General features: G+C 40.5%; 11 protein-coding genes. 4 read left to right on the forward strand and 7 right to left on the reverse strand.

The window, feature by feature from the left end; all coding sequences use genetic code 11:
- Positions 1-37 precede the first annotated feature (37 nt).
- Positions 38-2,626: an alkaline phosphatase D family protein gene (locus tag ACE1CC_RS04500; protein ID WP_413269274.1), complete on the reverse strand. Its 2,589-nt coding sequence runs from the start codon at positions 2,624-2,626 to the stop codon at positions 38-40.
- Positions 2,627-3,068: 442 nt separating this feature from the next.
- Between ACE1CC_RS04500 and ACE1CC_RS04505 the strand changes: the two genes are divergently transcribed.
- On the forward strand, positions 3,069-6,320 hold the full coding sequence (locus tag ACE1CC_RS04505) for a pre-peptidase C-terminal domain-containing protein (protein WP_413269275.1): 3,252 nt from the start codon (positions 3,069-3,071) through the stop codon (positions 6,318-6,320).
- Positions 6,321-6,433: 113 nt separating this feature from the next.
- Here the strand turns inward: ACE1CC_RS04505 and ACE1CC_RS04510 are convergent, their stop codons facing one another.
- Both ACE1CC_RS04510 and larC read right to left on the reverse strand, forming a co-directional pair.
- Complete coding sequence (locus tag ACE1CC_RS04510) at positions 6,434-8,104, reverse strand: S8 family peptidase (RefSeq protein ID WP_413269276.1); 1,671 nt, start codon at positions 8,102-8,104, stop codon at positions 6,434-6,436.
- 1,058 nt (positions 8,105-9,162) lie between these two features.
- Positions 9,163-10,410, reverse strand: coding sequence for a nickel pincer cofactor biosynthesis protein LarC (gene larC / locus ACE1CC_RS04515; RefSeq protein WP_413269277.1), 1,248 nt, complete (start codon positions 10,408-10,410; stop codon positions 9,163-9,165).
- A gap of 279 nt (positions 10,411-10,689) precedes the next feature.
- Between larC and ACE1CC_RS04520 the strand changes: the two genes are divergently transcribed.
- The 3 genes from ACE1CC_RS04520 (at position 10,690) to ACE1CC_RS04530 (ending at position 14,347) form a co-directional block, all read left to right on the forward strand.
- Positions 10,690-11,349: an L-threonylcarbamoyladenylate synthase gene (locus ACE1CC_RS04520; RefSeq protein WP_413269278.1), complete on the forward strand. Its 660-nt coding sequence runs from the start codon at positions 10,690-10,692 to the stop codon at positions 11,347-11,349.
- A gap of 812 nt (positions 11,350-12,161) precedes the next feature.
- Positions 12,162-13,397: a hypothetical protein gene (locus tag ACE1CC_RS04525; RefSeq protein WP_413269279.1), complete on the forward strand. Its 1,236-nt coding sequence runs from the start codon at positions 12,162-12,164 to the stop codon at positions 13,395-13,397.
- 227 nt (positions 13,398-13,624) lie between these two features.
- The gene (locus ACE1CC_RS04530; protein ID WP_413269280.1) at positions 13,625-14,347 is read left to right on the forward strand and encodes a PHP domain-containing protein; all 723 of its coding nucleotides are present in this window, start codon (positions 13,625-13,627) and stop codon (positions 14,345-14,347) included.
- Positions 14,348-14,506: 159 nt separating this feature from the next.
- Here the strand turns inward: ACE1CC_RS04530 and ACE1CC_RS04535 are convergent, their stop codons facing one another.
- The 4 genes from ACE1CC_RS04535 to ACE1CC_RS04550 all read right to left on the reverse strand — a co-directional run bounded on the left by ACE1CC_RS04535 (position 14,507) and on the right by ACE1CC_RS04550 (position 18,043).
- Positions 14,507-15,190, reverse strand: coding sequence for a response regulator (locus ACE1CC_RS04535; RefSeq protein WP_413269281.1), 684 nt, complete (start codon positions 15,188-15,190; stop codon positions 14,507-14,509).
- A 111-nt stretch (positions 15,191-15,301) separates the two neighbouring features.
- Positions 15,302-16,252 (reverse strand): glycosyltransferase family 2 protein, encoded by a 951-nt coding sequence (locus tag ACE1CC_RS04540; protein WP_413269282.1) that lies wholly within the window; start codon positions 16,250-16,252, stop codon positions 15,302-15,304.
- Positions 16,253-16,501: 249 nt separating this feature from the next.
- A complete protein-coding gene (mraY, locus tag ACE1CC_RS04545; protein ID WP_413269283.1) occupies positions 16,502-17,614 on the reverse strand; it encodes a phospho-N-acetylmuramoyl-pentapeptide-transferase in 1,113 nt (370 codons plus the stop codon).
- Between the two features lie 180 nt (positions 17,615-17,794).
- Entirely contained in the window at positions 17,795-18,043 is a 249-nt protein-coding gene (locus ACE1CC_RS04550) for a DUF3134 domain-containing protein (protein WP_413269284.1), read from the reverse strand.

The raw sequence follows: 18,043 nt of genomic DNA on the forward strand, positions 1-18,043 counted from the left end.
TAATTGATGTAAACTTACCTGATTTTTGTTTAGCTTATTAGAGGCTGGCTTGAACGTCAAAGCCAAGTATACGCCTTACAGGATCTTCTGGGTTTGGTTCTGGGAAAGTGTTATCTCTGTAAGCGTTAATTCCGTAAGTATTTACTGAGAGTTTGTTGCCGTCGCCACTAATATCAAGAGTCACGTAATTAAAGGTATCTGGTGAATAAAAATCCACTGGTTGACGTAGAGTATTGGCGTTAGGATCGCCTTCGCGAAAGACGTTTTCTAAGCCTGGGAAGTTGGGATTTAATCCTAGTGGATCGGCCCCTCTTGCTTGCTGTTGAGCAACTATTCCATCGGCTAAAGATTTAATATTTTCAAAGCTGCGATCGCTAATTAAACCTGGGCCAAAAGCGGCTAAGGGGCCACCAACTACTGTGAAACTGTGAGGAACTTGAACGCGAGCACCTGTTACTGGATCGAAATAAGTTAGTTCGTTAACGCGGAATTCGTGATCGTCGGCGCTAAGAAATACGACGTTTTTAATTTGGTTATCGGCAATAAATTTGAGTATTTCGTTGCGTTCGGCACGATATCCACCAATCCAAGTTTTTCCGGTGTCTAAGGGGATGATTTTGTTGCCGCTGGTGCTGGCATTTTCATCTATTGGTGTGGAAATGGCGATAATTTTCCAGGTGGTATTGTCATTTTTGGCTTGTAAAAGTGTTTGTTTAAGCCACTCTAATTGGGTGTCGCCTAACATGGTTCGATCGGGATTGTTGGCGCGATCGCCTGTGTCATCTACAGTTCTTCCTTGATCGTTAATTCTCCTCATGCGAATGTCACGATAAGAGCGATCGTCTACATTAATAAAAACAGCATTTGCTCCCCATTTTTGGGCAAAATATAATTTGTCAGTTCCATTAGTATTCGGATCGTTAGGTGTAGAAGCTTTCACTTCTCTGATTGGTTGATAATCTTTATAAGCTTGCAACACCACATTTTGAAATCCGGGAGTTTTATTAATAAAACTCCCGGTATTATTAACATCAAAAATCGGATTTGTCGCATCTACACCTGCACCCGCAGGAACACCAGCAGGCGCACCTCCATTAGCAAATTGTCGATCGCCAAGTTCGTGATTATCTAACAGTGTGTAGTTAGCTTGGGAAGCATAAAGTGTTTGTAAACCTGGGAATCCACCGGGATTTACAGGTAACAAATTTTCTAAATATTTACGACGATAATCAGCTAAACTTTGAGCTTGATCTGTAAAGGGATCTGCTGTGGCTGGAGAGTTACCTAACCCAGTATTAGGATTACCACTTCTGGTTTCATAAATGACATCGCCTAAGTAAACAAAGAAGTCTAAATTTAATTTAGGAAATTCTTTGCTTAAATTATAAGGTCGCCATTCACCTGCTGTATCAGCACTAAAAGCCATGCGAACAGGTACTTTATCTGTGGGGTTGGGTGCGGTTTTAAACGTTCCTGTTTGGCTGATTTGTCCTCCGGGTGCTAGGAAGCGATAATAATAGCGAGTGTTGCTTTGTAAGAAGGTGTTGTCGATTTTTATGGTGTAGTCGCGATCGGGTTTTGTTTGAGTAACAAAGGTATTTTTAATGTTAGTAAATTGGGGATCTGTGGCAACTTGTACTACTAAATCGCTGACTTTACCTTGTTGAGTGGAAGCATCGGCAGTTCTTGTCCAGAGAATAGCACTATTTTCTGTGGCATCTCCAGATGCTACGGCGTTGAAAAGGACATTATTGCTAAAGTTAGCGTTTCGTGCTTCTCTTAATCCATTGGTGACAAAATGTTGGTATGCTTGCAGAGAATTGAAACCTGCATTTCTTAAGTCTTGATTATTAGCTAAGTAATAACCAACATTAAAAAATTGCGAGGAAATGCGTCTTTCGTTTACTCCGAATATTTGGAAATGTTCAAATAATTGGCGATCGCTTAAATTAGCTGCTACTAAATCCGGGTATAATTGGCGGTAGTAACTCAAATCCAAAGGCACAGAAAAATCTCTACCTTCATTTAATCCAAGAGTTACAAAATGTTGTAATGCTTGATAGCGATCGCCTGCAAATGCCGCATTAACATCAGAGTTATTTTGTAAATAAAAACTTGGCTCGAAAAATTCACTAAATAATCTGCCTTCTCGGATGCCATTAAGTACTAAATGTCTTAAGGCTTGCGATCGATTCCCCTGAAACGCAGTATTAACATCGGCATTAGTTGCTAAGTAAAAATCTAAGTTAGCCACCGGGGAAAATTTACGTCTTTCATTGACTCCTAAACTTTGCAAATGAGTCAGTGCTTGTTCCCGATTTCCACCAAAAGCCTGCTTTAAATCGGCATTACTATTAAGATAGAAATCTACATCTACCAACGGTGAAAATAATCTCCCCTCTTGCACGCCAAAATTTTCTAAATGTTGCAAAAGTTGTCGATTATCTAAACCAGCTAAATCCCGATTATTAGCTTGATAAAATTTTAAATCTACCAAGGGAGAAAAGGCTCTACCTTCGGTTAATCCCGAAGTAATAAAATGAGCATAAGCTTGTCTGTCAGTTAATACTGCCAAGTCAGAATTAGCAGCGCGGTAAAAGTTTACATCAAATAGGTTCACGCTCATACATACCTTGACTTTTTTTTACAATTTGTTTGATTTCAGGAATAGCCATTTAATAGGTATATTTCTGAAAAGTCTTATACTTAGTATTTAGCTTTTTGCGCTCGGCAAACATAAATAATTTATAAATCTTTTATCAAAGAGGTATTAGAGATTCTCTGAATGTAATTTTTAATAATTGAAAAGTAGTTAGTTGTTTTTATTTCAATTTTTCTGAACAACTAACCCCTAGCTATTTTTAATAGTAAGTTAACAAAAAAAATAATAAAAATCTTTATTTTTTAATAAATACAAATATTTATACATATAATCTGCAAGTATTATGAAGAACACTTGAATAGGTGTTAAAAACCGATATACTCAGTCATATTTCATCTATGAGTAGATAGATTTAAAACTGCTCAGATAGATAAGGTCGTTGTTCATTGTTTTTTAGGAATGGTTTATGCTAGATATTAATTCGCTGTTTGATGAAAGCTATTATATAGCGAGCAATGCGGATGTCAGACAAGCTGTAAGTGCTGGTATTTTTGCTAACGGATTAGCGCATTTCAATCTATTTGGAAAATTTGAAAATCGGAATCCTAGTGCTTTTTTTGATAGTGCATTTTATTTAGAACAGAACCCAGATGTAAGTGCCGCAGTTCAACAAAAAATCATCACGCCTACAGATCACTTCCTTGGTTTTGGACAAAAGGAAAAACGCGATCCGATCGCAGAATTCTACACAAATACTTATCTGCAAAAAAACCCAGATGTAAAAGCAGCAGTCGATCGCGATATCCTTACCACCTACGAACACTTTATCAAATCCGGGCAATTGGAAAGAAGAGACCCTGGAGGAGACTTTGTTACCAACTTTTATTTACAACAAAACTCCGATGTAGCAAATGCAGTCAACATTGGAACAACAACCGCAATTAAACATTACCTGCAATTCGGTCAAAAAGAAGGAAGAATTAGCAGTAATATTTTACCAGGAGATACCTTAGAGCAAGCCAAACAAATTCGCTCTTTAACGAGTAACAAACTTTTACTTGGTAGTGTCACTGATAATAATCCCACTGCTATTTATAGCTTCACTCTCAGTCAAACTTCTCTTGTTAATCTGAAATTAGATGGACTTTCTGCGGATGCAGATATAGAGATAGCAAAAGACTTTAATCGGGACGGATTAATTGATTTTTCTGAGGAGTTAGACTTTTCCGAGGAAGAAGGAACAACACCAGAAAATTTATCCCTTAACTTAACTCCGGGAACTTATTTTGTGCAGGTGTACCAGTATGAAGAAGGACAAAATACACCTTATCGCCTCAACCTACAAGCAACGCCATTTGTCACCCCAGCAACCATCTTGAATCAATCCCTAAAAGGTGCAGTTTCCTTGGGAAGTATTGGCGGAGTTGATACATACCAAGGCACGCTAAATAAAGCTACACCTGTGCATATTTATAGTTTCTCACTAGATGAAAATCGCGATTTTTCCTTGTCATTAAAAGATGTTAGCGCCAATGCTAGCATCCAACTAATTCGAGACTTCAACAACAATCAAATTATCGATCCAAATGAAGTAATCGATGCCAAAACTGCTACTAGCTCTAGCCCAGGAATAATAAGCTTTAATCGCCAAGAAGCAGGTGATTATTTTATTTTGTTGCAGTCTCAAGGAAGCGATACCAATTACCAATTGACATTGGAAGCACCTGGTAGCGGAAGCACAGGTACAGAAGATATACAAGCGATTGCCAGCAATGAAACAGTACAAGGTAATTTGTCTTTGGGAGACACGCCGAATTCCTTGCGTCCTAGCAGTCCATCGATTGATTACTTGCTAACTGATGTCGTGGCAAATCAGCAAGTCAGTATTAATTTGACTTCTTCCCAATTTGACACAGCATTACAAGTAGTGAAAGTCGGTACCGATGAACTAGTTGCCGAAAATGACAACCTCTCACCTGGGAATACTAATTCTGCCCTTTCTTTCACTCCAGAACCAGGTGAAGATTACATAATTCGGGTGACTAGTTTTGCCGATCCAGAATTCAGCACAGGAGACTTTACCTTAACTACCAATGCTGCTTCGCCAATTGTCGGGAATTTAGCTTTAGGACAAACTATTAACGATAATTTGGGTGGTACAGATTTAGTTCGTTCTAGCCCAGATGGAGAATCACAACAGTTCAGTAACGATTATTTATTGACTGGTATTACTCCCGGACAACAAGTACAAATTAATCTCAGTTCTACACAGTTCGATACCTATCTGGAATTGATCGATCGAGCAACGGCAGAAGTAATTGCGGAAAATGATGATATTAGCAATCCCACTAACCGCAATTCCCAGCTTAACTTTACCGCACAGCCAGGAATAGAATATGTGGTGCGAGTTACAAGTTTTGCAGATCAAGCTACTGGAAATTATACCCTCAGTGCAGGTCAATCAAGTGGAGCATCTGTAGCATCTCTAGCGCTTAGTTCTGCTAGTTCTCAGGATTTAGTAAAAATTCAGGATGCTGGTACTTCTGCTGCTTCAGATGACTTCCTCAATAACTTGGAAGATCAGCAGATAAAAGAAATTTTTGAGCGTCGGATAACCAATGGTGAACTAAACCGCAATGGAATGCTAGAAATCTACAAACAAGTGGGAACTGATGGCAAAATTAGCGAAGCAGAATTCGCGGATTTGACCACTTTGGCAAAAGAAAAGACTGCCTTCACAATGCCAGACTCAATCCGGTATTTGGCTACCAATGTTGTTCAAGGTATGAAGGCTGACAAAAGTGCTACTAATTTTGAAAATCAAGTGGCTAAATGGTTTAAGGGAACAGTGCGTCCTGAGCCAAAATTCACAGATGAAGACAAGCCTACAAAAACAAATTTCTACGAGTATCAAGCAGTCCAAGGTAATTTGTTTGGCTCTAATGGCCCAACGCTGGGTGACATTGCCCAAAACCCATTTAGTGACTGTTATTACTTGGCCGGATTGGGAGCATTATTTGGTTCGCAACGTCCTCCTGAAGGTACTACCGATAAAGATCCTTTCCGAGGCAATACAACATCGCAAGTAATAAAAAACGCAATTTTTGCTAATACGAACGATCAAGGGAATTTCGATGGCACTTACACTATTCGCTTCTTCAACAAAGATACAGGCAAAGCAGAATACGTAGTTATTGATAACCAATTAATTACGAAAAATGGAGAAATCGCTGGTTCTGCTAGAGATACCGCAATAGATAATGCTGAAAATGTGCTTTGGGTTCCACTTATGGAACGCGCTTATGCACAGTGGTTGGGTAGCTACGATAAAATGGGGAATGGTGGGATTCACGAATATGTTTTACAACAGATGAAAAAGGGTGAACCTACCGAATATGATGAGCCAACAAAAGTTGACTTCCAAGTGTTGGTTGATGCTTTCAAAAACGGCAAGAGTGTAACGGTATCTGGGCCTAAAGATAAGAATGGTTTAATTTTCTCTGGTCATGCTTATGCAATGACTGATGCTTATGTTGATCCTGAGACTGAAGAACAGCGAGTTGTGCTTTATAATCCTCACGGTCAAGATGCTGGTGCTACTGCTGGTGTCAGTGGTGATGAAAAAGATGTTAGGGTAACTCTTCCCAGATCGGATGGGTTTGTCACTCTAACCTTTGATGAATTCAAGAAAACAGCAACGCGGTTTGCTGTCCTTTAGCCAAAATGTCGGACGGAATTCTCTATCCGCTTAGTAGTGTGAAACCGGGTTTTTAAACCAACGTTAATGGTAAAAAAACCCGGTTTCTGCCCTTGGTGTTACTTGATTTTTACTTACCTGAAATTATGAATTTGAGTACCTGAATCAACTATTGGCATCCAGGTACTATTTTCATAATCATTCAATCCGTAGGCGATCGCTAAATTTCTATTTCTCAGAAAATCGTCATTGACAATTAAAAGCTGTTCATTGCTGAAATCCCCTGACTCAGTAGAATTGTGAATAGCGATGTATGGCTGAATCAAACTACTAGTAATATAGCCTAAATTGAATCCATCACTCTCATCAATATTATGGTTAATAATTCCATCTGTCACCACAAAATCACCCAATTCTCTATCGATCGAATTTCCTGTCAAAGTATCAACAGAAGAATTTTGAGTTGCTGTAACATTTGCTGACTGAACAACTGTGGAATTGGCAGTTTTAGTTAAGATCCTTTCCACTTGTACAGGTGTGAGATTGGGATTAGCACTTAAAACTAATGCTGCTACTCCCGCAATATGAGGCGATGCCATTGATGTACCACTCATATTTCTGTAGCTATTACCCAGAAAAGTAGAGTAAATACCCACCCCCGGAGCATCCACATAATCTAAAGGTAACTTCCCTGATAAATCAGAAAAACTTGCCATTTGATTATTTTTATTTACTGCACCTACAGCAATACCAAAATGTGAAGCATATCTGGCTGGAAAGCCTGGTTGAGATTGGCCTTCATTTCCTGCCGCAGAAACTACAACTACCCCTTTGTCTGCCGCATATTTAATAGCTGAAGCTTGTGCTGGAGTACTAATATCTGTACCTAAACTAAGATTAATTACTTTCGCTCCATTATCGGCAGCATAGCGAATTCCCGCAGCTACATCAAGTACGGAACCATTGCCAGAAGCATCCAGCACTCTGAGAGGCATAATTTTGGCATTGGGTGCTACTCCAGTTGCACCAAAACCATTATTTTCGGCAGCAATTGTACCTGCAACGTGAGTACCATGTCCTTGTAAATCCATTGGATCGTTATCATTATTAACGAAATCCCAACCACGAACATCATCTATATAACCGTTGCCATCATCATCTTTTCCGTTCCCGGAGATTTCTTTGGTATTAACCCAAATATTCCCATCTAAATCACTGTGTTTATAATCAACTCCACTATCTACAACAGCGACAACAATTCCTTGACCTGTGTAGCCTTTACTCCAGGTTTCTGGCGCTTTAATTGCATCCAAGTTCCAACTATTTCCACCTAAATTGGCAACTTCTGCAAAGGGAGTTTTTCCGGTAGCAGACGCAACAGCAGCGGCAGAATTTACTAAACCAAAACCGGAAATACTATTGTAAGGTATTGGTGAAGATGCTCGTCCTTGTGCAAAACCAATTTTATTGAAATGATCCCAAAGTTGTTTGTTAGACAACCCAGCCAAATCTGCATTTTTTTGGCGGTAATAATTAAGGTCTAGATAAGGAGAAAAAATTCGACCTTCATTGATACCATTATTTACTAAATGTGACAACAATTGACGATTGCTGAAACCAGCCAATCCAGAGTTGTTTTGCTGATAAAATTTTAGGTCTATAAAAGGTGAAAAAACTCTCCCTCGATCGATTCCCTCTGTATTGAAGTGGCTTAATAGTTGAGCATCACTCAAATTAGCCAAATCAGGATTGCTTTGGCGGTAAAATTTGACATCAATAAAATCTGAAAAGTTTCCGGTAGCCATATTGTCAATAATTCACTTTATGCTGCACGCATAAAGACATTTCTTTTTGGTTGAAATAGGAGGAAATCCTCACACCAAAATATTTCTCGATCGCAGTTCTCTGGTTGAAAGAAACAGCTATGTTTGGCTGATTCTAACAGATCAATAAGCCCAGAAAACCTAGCTTATATTACCCAAACTTCTAACCGGAACTAACATAATTTACTGAAAAAAATGAGGTTAATTAATGTATTGGTTATATTTGGCGATCGCTTTCTCAGTGAAAATATTTACTGATTGATTAACTTGAGAATTAGTTAGGTTTTTTAGTAATAAATAATCTCTAATTTAGTCAACAAAAACTTGATTAATCGGGCAATCTGAATCATTTTTAACCGGACTAACTTGAGAATATTTCGGCTAAATAAGATTTGTCAAAGAATTAATCAATGTAGTTTTAGTTACCAGCTAATTTTCTGAATTCTGTAATGGGAATGATGAAAAATCTTAATAATTATGTTATGTTTAACAAACTCTACAATAAAGTTACAAATACTGAGATAAGAACATCAAGAGGCAGAGCCTCTGTTTTTCGTTCCCAGGTTGAACCTGGGAACGAGATCGCGAGATCGCGAGATTTCAGAGGTTCCAATACTGCTCGGTTAAGGGTAGGGGCGAAGCATTCGGACAGAAAATCTTGGGTTTGAGAATAAATTGTCGCCCGAATGCTTCGCCCCTACAAAGGCAAAAAATGCTTAACCGAGCAGTATTGTCAGAGGTTCTACCTCCCCTGGTGCAAGATATGAAAGAAACCCGGTTTCTTGAAGAAACCGGGTTTCTTTGTACCTCAGTTACCTGAAAAGTGCTGTATGAAAATATAGAGACGTTTTATGCAACGTCTCTACAGTAAAGTAATTTGATTTTTGGCAAGAGTAAATCCGAAAGATATTACCCTTTTTCGCTGATTTTTTGGATCAAAAGGGGGTCAAGCTTTGTCATACCATGTCCCGTCTACCCACCTGTAGAGACGTTATATATAACGTCTCTACAGGCTCGTGGAAAAAAGATATTATGGCTGATCAACCGGACATGATATCATACCAACTTTGCAAGGCTAAACGATGTACTTCTCGCCAACTCACGTTGTTTTCCTTGGCTAATTGGGCGCAATCTTCGTATTCTGGTTGAACATTAGTAATATTGCCATTTGTGCCAGCGATTTTTACTCTGACTTCGCCATAAGGGGTTGAGACTTTTTGAATTTCCCGTTGGAGAATTGACCTTTGTTGGAGGTAATGGCGAATTCCTAGAGTTGTGGTTTCTCGGAATAGAATTGTTTGGCAAATTGATTGTTTTTCGGGATGACAGATGACGGTTAATAATACGCCTTGGCGGGATTTTTTCATGATTATTGGTTGGGTGAAAACGTCTAAAGCGCCAGCTGTTAATAGAGTGTCAAATGTGTAGGCGATCGCCTGTGGACTCAAATCATCAATTTGGGTTTCCAAAACCGCAATTGTTTCTAATTCAGCACTGGTTGTGGTAGAATTATTAATAGTATCTGAAGTTGTTTCTTCACCAATCCATAATCTGAGAATGTTGGGAATAGGTAATTGGCGAGAACCTGCACCTAATCCTATTTTTTGAATTGTCATTGGTGGGGGGGAACCAAAATTAGAGGCGAGAGTAACTGCGATCGCAGCACCAGTTGGCGTAACTAATTCCTTCTCAATTCCGTTACTATAAACTGGAACTTGGCGATATGACCACAACTTTAACACTGCCGGAGTTGGGACTGGCATTTGACCGTGAGCCGCTTTAATTGTACCTCCACCTGTGGGCAAAGGCGAACAATAAAATTGCTCAAATCCTAACCAATCTAAACCCAAACAAGTACCAACAATATCGACGATCGCATCAGTCGCCCCCACCTCATGAAAATGCACTTTTTCCGGCGCGACACCATGAACCGCACCTTCTGCTTCTGCCAATTTGCGAAACACAGCTAAACTCATCTTTTCTGCCTGACTTGGCAATCTGGCTGCTAAAATCATCCTTTCTATTTCTGGCAAATGGCGGGCATGAATATGATGATCTTCATGGTGATGATGATCAGCGCGATCGTCAGTTAAATCTACATGAACTTTTGTGGCTTCCTGACCATTGCGATGCACCAACTCTGCCCGTAATTGGTATTCATCAGAAATTCCCAAAAGACTAAGCTTTTCTATTAAGTAATCCAAAGGAACACCAGCATGAACTAGTGCGCCTAAACACATATCACCAGCAATTCCAGTCGGGCATTCCAGGTAAGCTACTTTTTTCATTTGCCTTTGTCAATACTCATTGGTCATTAGTCATTAGTTATTGGTCATAATTATATTTGTATATCCTTGTCCCGGAGGGTGATAGGTTAATTATTTCTAATTAAGGACAAATGGACAAATTGAATAAGAGTACCCAAGATGGTACTTTCAAAGCTTGAGAACATAATTGATAATGTAAAAGATTGTAGACGATTACCTGTTAACAGGCAGCGGTGTGGTGTACTCAGATGTCATAGTCATGGATAATTTTTCAAGAGGAATATTTACTAGCAAATTTTTATGGCTACAGTTTACCAAATTCACCCAGAGACACCCCAAACTCGGATTGTAGAGCAGATCAAGGAAGACCTCAAAGGTGGGGCGGTAATGTTATACCCGACGGATACAGTTTATGCGATCGGGTGCGACATATCTTCTAAATCAGCAATTCAAAGAGTCAGGCGCATCAAACAAATGTCAAATGATAAGCCACTCACTTTCCTCTGTCCTTCTTTATCTGATGTAGCTACCTACGCTTTTGTGACAGATACAGCTTACCGGATTATGAAACGCCTGATTCCAGGGCCTTACACCTTCATCTTACCGACAACCAAGCTAGTACCCCAAATCGTCATGAATCCAAAGCGTAAAACTACCGGAATTCGAGTTCCAGATCATCCGGTGTCTCTAGCTTTGCTGAATGCTCTGGGTAATCCGATTATTTCCACTTCCGCCCATGTGTTAGATCAAGATGAGTCTGCGCCAATTTCTGTGGAAAAAAATGGTCACTTCTCCCAGGCGGAACTGTTCGACCACCTAGAAAAATTAGTCGATATCATTGTCGATAATGGCGAGGAACCACGTTATGTAGGTTCAACGATTCTAGACCTCACTAGGGAAACACCCGAAATCGCACGCCAAGGAATAGGATGGGAAACAGCTGCTGCTTGGCTTGGGTAGTGGGTTGACATACTCCGCTTGTTGAAACGAAGGGGATTCAAAAATGTTGTTCCGTAGCAGAGTGAACTCATGCTACAACACATTTTCTTCCTGTCTCTTTGACTCTTAACTAGACTGTTACCAGTCCCCGCCAGACCGTCTCCACAGGCATTTTGTTTAACGTTCAGGAAGTGCCCCTCCCCAAACGGATCTAAATTCAATTTGTCACAATTTCTCTACCTGATTAGGCTCCCAGAGTGCAGATCGCGTCACCTTTACTAATTTCTTGGGTAATATTTGTCTCGACGATCCATGATGGGGCTTTGTTGCCCGGTAATAATAATTGCGCTTTACCGCTAACATAATTATACCAGAAACAACAGGATAAATCCTATTGAGTCACGTTTCATACCCTGGATAAATCTCAGGGGTTCTTACGCTCCCACTATTTTTCTGATAGGGGCTCTTTTGGGTTCCAGGGGCTTTTTCAAGCAAAAAAACTTCTTAACTCAAAATTTAAAAAACGAAGCTAAGAACTCAAATATCTACCAGTTGGGAAATTGTCCACTCTGTACGAGTAAATTTGAGGAGTGGAACCGGGGGAATAACCATGAGTTAAAATGCTTAAGATTCCCTCTATGTAAGTAATCTAGCGATTTCTTCTATTGGGGCAAGCACCTACTTTGGATGTCCAGTTTAACCCAGGAAATAAAAAGCTTGTGACAGTGACACATCACTTGCACATTAATAAACCGTATTTGTCTAAATTTTAAGTGTAGACACTTAAAAGAACAAATTTTTTGTAGTCAAGTAATCCATCTGTCAGGTCAATTATGAGAGTAGAATATATGAATTTACCAAGCTGCACAAGTTTAATAAACTCTGAAAATATAGATGTTGATTTCTCTGCTAATGAGTCAGCTTTAGATATTGAGGTTCTGACTTACCGGGCTTGGAATGAACTACGATCGCAAATTAAAGCTGGTAGTTCGGGAAAAGTTTCTCCGGCTTCTATGCAGGGGGTGGCGAGTCGAATTGCCAAAGAGGTAGACAGAATTTGTCAGCAAAGTTCCCGAATTCAAAATTCAGGAGAGGTTCGTTCTTGGCAAATATCTTTAGTTAAACATCGGGTACAAAAATGTTTGTCTTATTATCATCTTGGTTCTCAACAAAGTCGGGTTGAGTTACACAGTACTTTGGGTGCTATTGTGTATCGTTATATTGCTCCGATGCGATCGCAATTTGGCTTTCAAACTCGTTACAACATGATCGAAGATTTCCTGCAAAACTTTTATATGGAGTCGCTGAAAGTCTTTCGTAAAGAAGCTGAACTACCGGAAAATTACACGCCGCGCCATTCCCTAGAAATTGCTGAGTATTTAGCATTTACCGAACAATATGCTAGACGCAAAATTTATGTCAAACCAGGTCTTTCTCAGCAATTAATTGTGTTACGCGCCCAAACTTTTTCCCGTCGTCAACCAGCGGAAACATCAATAGATATTGAATTAGCTGCTGAGTCAACTAAGGGTGACGATGCTGGCGCATCTATGCAAGAATCCGCATTACAACAAGTGCGGGCTTCTATGGTATCGGAAAGTAGCGATCGTTCAGAAGCGTTGTTGCGGGAAAATTTAATTACTGAGTTGATTCAATATTTGGAAGCGCAAGAACAGCCAGAATGCGTGAAATATCTGATTTTAAAATTGCAAGATTTGTCAGCGCCAGAAATTGACGAAATTCTCGGTTTGACTCCTCGGCAACGAGATTATTTACAACAACGCTTTAAGTATTATGTAGAAAAGTTTGCCAGGTCCGATCGCTGGCAGTTAGTCCATCAATGGTTAGGTGCAGATCTCGATCAAAAGCTGGGTATGTCTTCTGTGCAATGGGAACTGTTCTGGCAGAAACTCTCACCCCAACAGCAACAACTTCTGCAATTAAAGCGTAACCAAGTTAATGACCAAGCGATCGCCACCGCCCTAAAATGCTCCCAAAAACAAGTCCAAAAACGCTGGGCAGAACTGTTAGAACTCGCTTGGCAAAATCGAAACAGTAGGGATTGGTGACTGGGTACTGGGGACTGGGGATTGGGAGACAAGGGGACTCTTGGGACAAGGAGACAAGGAGACTCTTGGGACAAGGGGACTCTTTAACTCAAAACTCAAAACTCAAAACTCAAAACTGCCCCCCTGCCCCCCTGCCCCCCTGCCTTCTGCGGGTAAATTTGCTAACTTAGTCTTAACAGTTAGTTACTTTTTTTAGCACTCAGCTTAGCGCTAACTGCCCTAGTTCTATGACAGCAATTTGCAACCCTCTGGGAAACCAGTTTTTAGATTCAGCCCAACTACTAGCGGCGCAAGATGTGGTAGCACTCAAAGAGGTGTTCCAAAGTATCAATGCCGAGAGTTGTCCGCTGCAATTTAACTTTCATCTCCACACTAAATATTCTGATGGTAAGTTAGAACCACAGCATTTGGTGGAACAAGCGATCGCTATTGGTTTGAAAGGATTTGCTATCACAGATCATCACAGCGTTAACGGTTTCTATCAAGCTATCAATTGGCTAGAACAATGGAAGCATTCTTACCCGGAAACGTTAGTGCCTCGTCTGTGGACTGGAATAGAGATTACGGCAAATCTTCTGGGAACTGAAGTTCATATTTTGGGTTATGCGTTTAACCCGCAACATCCGTCAATGTTGACTTATTTGCTAGGCGTGAGCCCTATGGATGAAGAAGCTCAAGCAGCTAATGCGATCGCAGCTATTCATCAGGCTGGTGGTTTGGCAGTACTGGCACACCCGGCGCGATATCGTCTGGCTGCAACTACTTTAATTCCCGAAGCTAGCCGTCTGGGTATTGATGGAGTAGAGACTTACTATGCTTACAACAATCCTCATCCTTGGCGTACCAGTCCCGAACAAACTAAACAGGTACAACAGTTAAGCGCCACATACAATTTGTTAAATACCTGTGGCACTGATACTCATGGGCTTAATTTACTTTTGCGGCTTTAAAGGGGATGGGGGGATGGGGGGATGGGGGGATGGGGGGATGGGGGGATGGGGGGATGGGGAAGTTTATTAACTCAAAACTCAAAAAACGAAGCTAAGAACTCTCCCTACCTCCCCACCTCCCCACCTCCTAGTGCCCAGTCCCAAAAGCGAAAACTCACTTTATTTAGTTAAACCATGTTCTAAGGCATAGCGGACTAGTTCGGTGCGGCTGTTGGTACCCGTTTTACTAAATAAGCGGCTAACATATTTTTCGACGTTGCGAACGCTGGTTTCTAAACGACGGGCAATCTCTTTATTCATCAGCCCTTGTGCTACTAAGTCTAGGACACTTTGTTCTCTGGGGGTCAAATCAATTTTAATGTGGGTGTCGGATTGCGCGATCGCAGGTCTTTGCTTCAATATCTGCTGAATTTCTGCCAATTGTCGGGCGATAATTTCAATATCTGTACCTTCTGCGCCTTTTTCCGAAGATGCTCGACGTTCCAACAAATTTTCGACAATTGCTACTAATTCATCAGGGTCAAAGGGTTTAGAAAGATAAGCATCACAACCTGCTTGATATCCTTGAATGCGGTCTTTCGTCATTCCTCTAGCAGTGAGAAATACCACTGGTAATGATTTGAAACGTGGATCTTCCCGCATTTGTTTGAGAAATTGATACCCGTCTACTTGAGGCATCATAATGTCTGTAATCACCAAGTCAGGAGGATTACTTTGCAACTTTTCCCAACCTTCGGTAGCGTTACTAGCAACATTAACGTTGAACTCACTGTCTTCTAGATAAGCTTGGACGGCTTCGCGCAATCCTGGTTCATCATCGACAAGTAACAGTTGACCTGGCATCTGTACCACCTTATCACCTTGAGAATCTACTATATTTAATGTAGCGAAATTAGACAAAGCAATTCAAAAAGTATTCAAGTTTTCTCCTTTCCCCGAATAAGACGAAGGAGTTTATTCTAGTCGTTCAATTATTTTTGCTGTTTCAGGAAGTTGTGCTGACTGTTGTCCTGAAAATCGCGAGCTTTTAATTAGTAAACCCAAAGGAGTATTTAGTAAGTCTATAAATTTAGCTTGGCCGAGAATTACTTTGATACTGGTAATTGGTACTTCTTTGACTATCCATCTACTCAAAGTATAGATATATTCTTTTCTGGAGATATTGGGCATTAAATTAATGCCATAAAGTTCATGTAAATAGCGATTTGATTTTCCGTATCTACGCCATTGGCTTTGAAATTCTGTTAATGTAGACCGATGACGATGTTGGACGATCGCATGAGGCGCAAAATGAATTTTCCACTCGGTTTCTCGTTGAATTCGCCAACAAATATCGGCATCTCCGCCAGTAGTTAAGTAGGGACGAAATAACCCAATTTGAGCCAAAATTTCTTTTCTAATTGCTAAGTTAGCTGTTTGACCGTAAGGGCAAAATGGATGTTGTAAGGTATATTTTTGCGATAATACATTTTGCTTTTCGGCATATTTTTCTAAGATGGTTTTACCAGATAATCCGATGATTTCCCCGGCAACAATGCCAATATTTGGCTCTTGAAATGGTAGAATTAATTGAGTTAACCATTGGGGTTGAGGACGACAGTCAGCGTCGGTAAAAGCGATAATTTCACTTGTGGCGGCGCGAATACCTGCGTTGCGTGCGGCGTAGGAACTTTGAATTTTGGTTTCGGCTAAATAGTGAATTTTGGGGAAGTTTTGGGCAGCGTTTTGGATGATGGTGGAAGTGCGATCGCTACTAGCATTATCGACTAAAAAATACTCTACTTGCTCAATAGGATAAGTTTGTGATTTTAAGCAATTAATTAAATCCGGTAAATCGTTTTCCCCGTTATAAATTGGGACAACTACCGAAACTTTTGGTAATATAGCTTTCTCTTGGTCACTCATTTTTAGTTTTGGGGACTGGGGATTGGGGACTGGGGTAGGGGCAATTCATGAATTGCCCCTACGACTGGGGACTGGGAAATGGGTATATGAGGAGATCGGGAAAAAACTCAAAACTCAAAACTCTGTAAGGGCGGGTTTTGTTGTTAATTCTTCTGTTGGGACTACAGACTTATCTGCTAAACCCGCCCCTACAAAATTAACACTCAAAACTTTCTTCCCAGTCCCCAGTTCCCAGTCCCCAATCACATATTAACGAATCAACAAACACACAAGATATAAAACTGCATTGATCATGTAAAACGTTGCCACGACTTGCAGTTCTGACCAACCAGAAAGTTCTAAATGGTGATGTAATGGTGCCATTTTGAACAGTCGTTTTCCTACTCCATTTGGCCCTTTTGTTGCTTTGTAATAACTAACTTGCGCCATTACAGAAAGGGTTTCGATAAAGAAAATCCCACTGAGGATAAATAAACTCCAAAGTGTGTTAGTTAATAGGGCTACGGATGCTAAAGCGCCGCCTAATGCCAAAGAACCAGTATCGCCCATAAATACTTTAGCTGGGTTACGATTATGGGCTAAAAATCCTAAGCAGCTGCCACTTAAACAGGCGCAAAATATCATTAATCCAGGATGAGTTGGGGCGACTAAGGTTGCTAATCCTAAAAATGCGATCGCGCAAAGTCCACCAGCTAATCCATCTACGCCATCAGTTAAATTTGTCGCGTTACTTTCTGCTACCAACACGAAAACTGCCAAAGGCCAAAACAATAAACCCAAAGGTAATGCTAAACCAAAGGGTAAATTGATAGTGGTAATATTTGCTGGTTGCTGCCAAACTAACCAGAGACAAAACAACGCAGCAAAACCAACTTGCAAAGCTAATTTCATTTTTGGTGAAATGCCTTTGTTTGATTTGCGGCGTAAAATTTGCCAATCATCTAACCAACCAATAAAACCATAACCAAGAGTTAATCCCGCAACCGCTGCTACTGTTGAGAAATCTTTTATTCCTAAACTCAAAGCTGACCAAACTAGGGAAATAATCACACCTACAGGGATAAAAAATATTCCTCCCATTGTGGGAGTGCCACCTTTTTTTAAGTGACTTTGCGGCCCATCTTCCCGAATTACTTGTCCAGCTTTTAGCGAAGTCAAAAGTGGTACTACCCAGTAGCCTAACCCAGCTGTTGCTATGGCGCAAACCCAAAACGGCAGTGTCAAGGTAACTCCGGGGTTGAAAAATCTACCTGTTTTCCCATCCAGAAAAATTGCAATTGCACTGAGCAAAACTGCTAGTATTACAGACAGATTCAACCCTGATAACTTGAGTGACCTGCTATCTAGTGATTTAGCATCCACGAAAATACTTCACTCCACACTAATAAATTGATTTTGGTCATTGGAAAGACTGAGGAGATGGGGAGATGGGGGGATGGGGAGATGGGGAAATGTGGTGAAAACAATTTAATTGCCTCTTTATTCTCCCTACCTCCCCATCTCCCCATCTCCCCACTTCTTCTTCCCTTCTGCCTTTAAAGATTAAATCTCTTCGTCCAAGTCTCCGATGTCATCATCATCGAAGTCGTCGTCGTATCCTACCTCATCAACAGCTATCAGACCATCGATGTCTTCGCCTTCTTCGGAATAGTCTTGGGCGGCAACTTCATCTCTTGCTAAGAGACGACCTGTAGATTCTAACCAATCAAGAATCGAAGTTTCATGTTTGGTTGGGATTACAGCTGCGGGTTGATCTATTGGATCTTCACGCAAGGAAGGATTATATACCAT

It is taken from the genome of Floridaenema aerugineum BLCC-F46 (genome assembly GCF_041929345.1).
GTDB classification, from domain to species: Bacteria; Cyanobacteriota; Cyanobacteriia; order Cyanobacteriales; family Aerosakkonemataceae; genus Floridanema; species Floridanema aerugineum.

Bases quoted from the DNA above. Each gene is read 5' to 3' on its own strand.
- ACE1CC_RS04505 (WP_413269275.1), top strand. From the start codon at position 3,069: ATGCTAGATATTAATTCGCTGTTTGATGAAAGCTATTATATAGCGAGC.
- larC (WP_413269277.1), bottom strand. From the start codon at position 10,410: ATGAAAAAAGTAGCTTACCTGGAATGCCCGACTGGAATTGCTGGTGAT.
- ACE1CC_RS04540 (WP_413269282.1), bottom strand. From the start codon at position 16,252: ATGAGTGACCAAGAGAAAGCTATATTACCAAAAGTTTCGGTAGTTGTC.
- ACE1CC_RS04535 (WP_413269281.1), bottom strand. From the start codon at position 15,190: ATGCCAGGTCAACTGTTACTTGTCGATGATGAACCAGGATTGCGCGAA.
- ACE1CC_RS04550 (WP_413269284.1), bottom strand. From the start codon at position 18,043: ATGGTATATAATCCTTCCTTGCGTGAAGATCCAATAGATCAACCCGCA.
- ACE1CC_RS04530 (WP_413269280.1), top strand. From the start codon at position 13,625: ATGACAGCAATTTGCAACCCTCTGGGAAACCAGTTTTTAGATTCAGCC.
- ACE1CC_RS04500 (WP_413269274.1), bottom strand. From the start codon at position 2,626: ATGAGCGTGAACCTATTTGATGTAAACTTTTACCGCGCTGCTAATTCT.
- ACE1CC_RS04520 (WP_413269278.1), top strand. From the start codon at position 10,690: ATGGCTACAGTTTACCAAATTCACCCAGAGACACCCCAAACTCGGATT.
- ACE1CC_RS04510 (WP_413269276.1), bottom strand. From the start codon at position 8,104: ATGGCTACCGGAAACTTTTCAGATTTTATTGATGTCAAATTTTACCGC.
- ACE1CC_RS04525 (WP_413269279.1), top strand. From the start codon at position 12,162: ATGAGAGTAGAATATATGAATTTACCAAGCTGCACAAGTTTAATAAAC.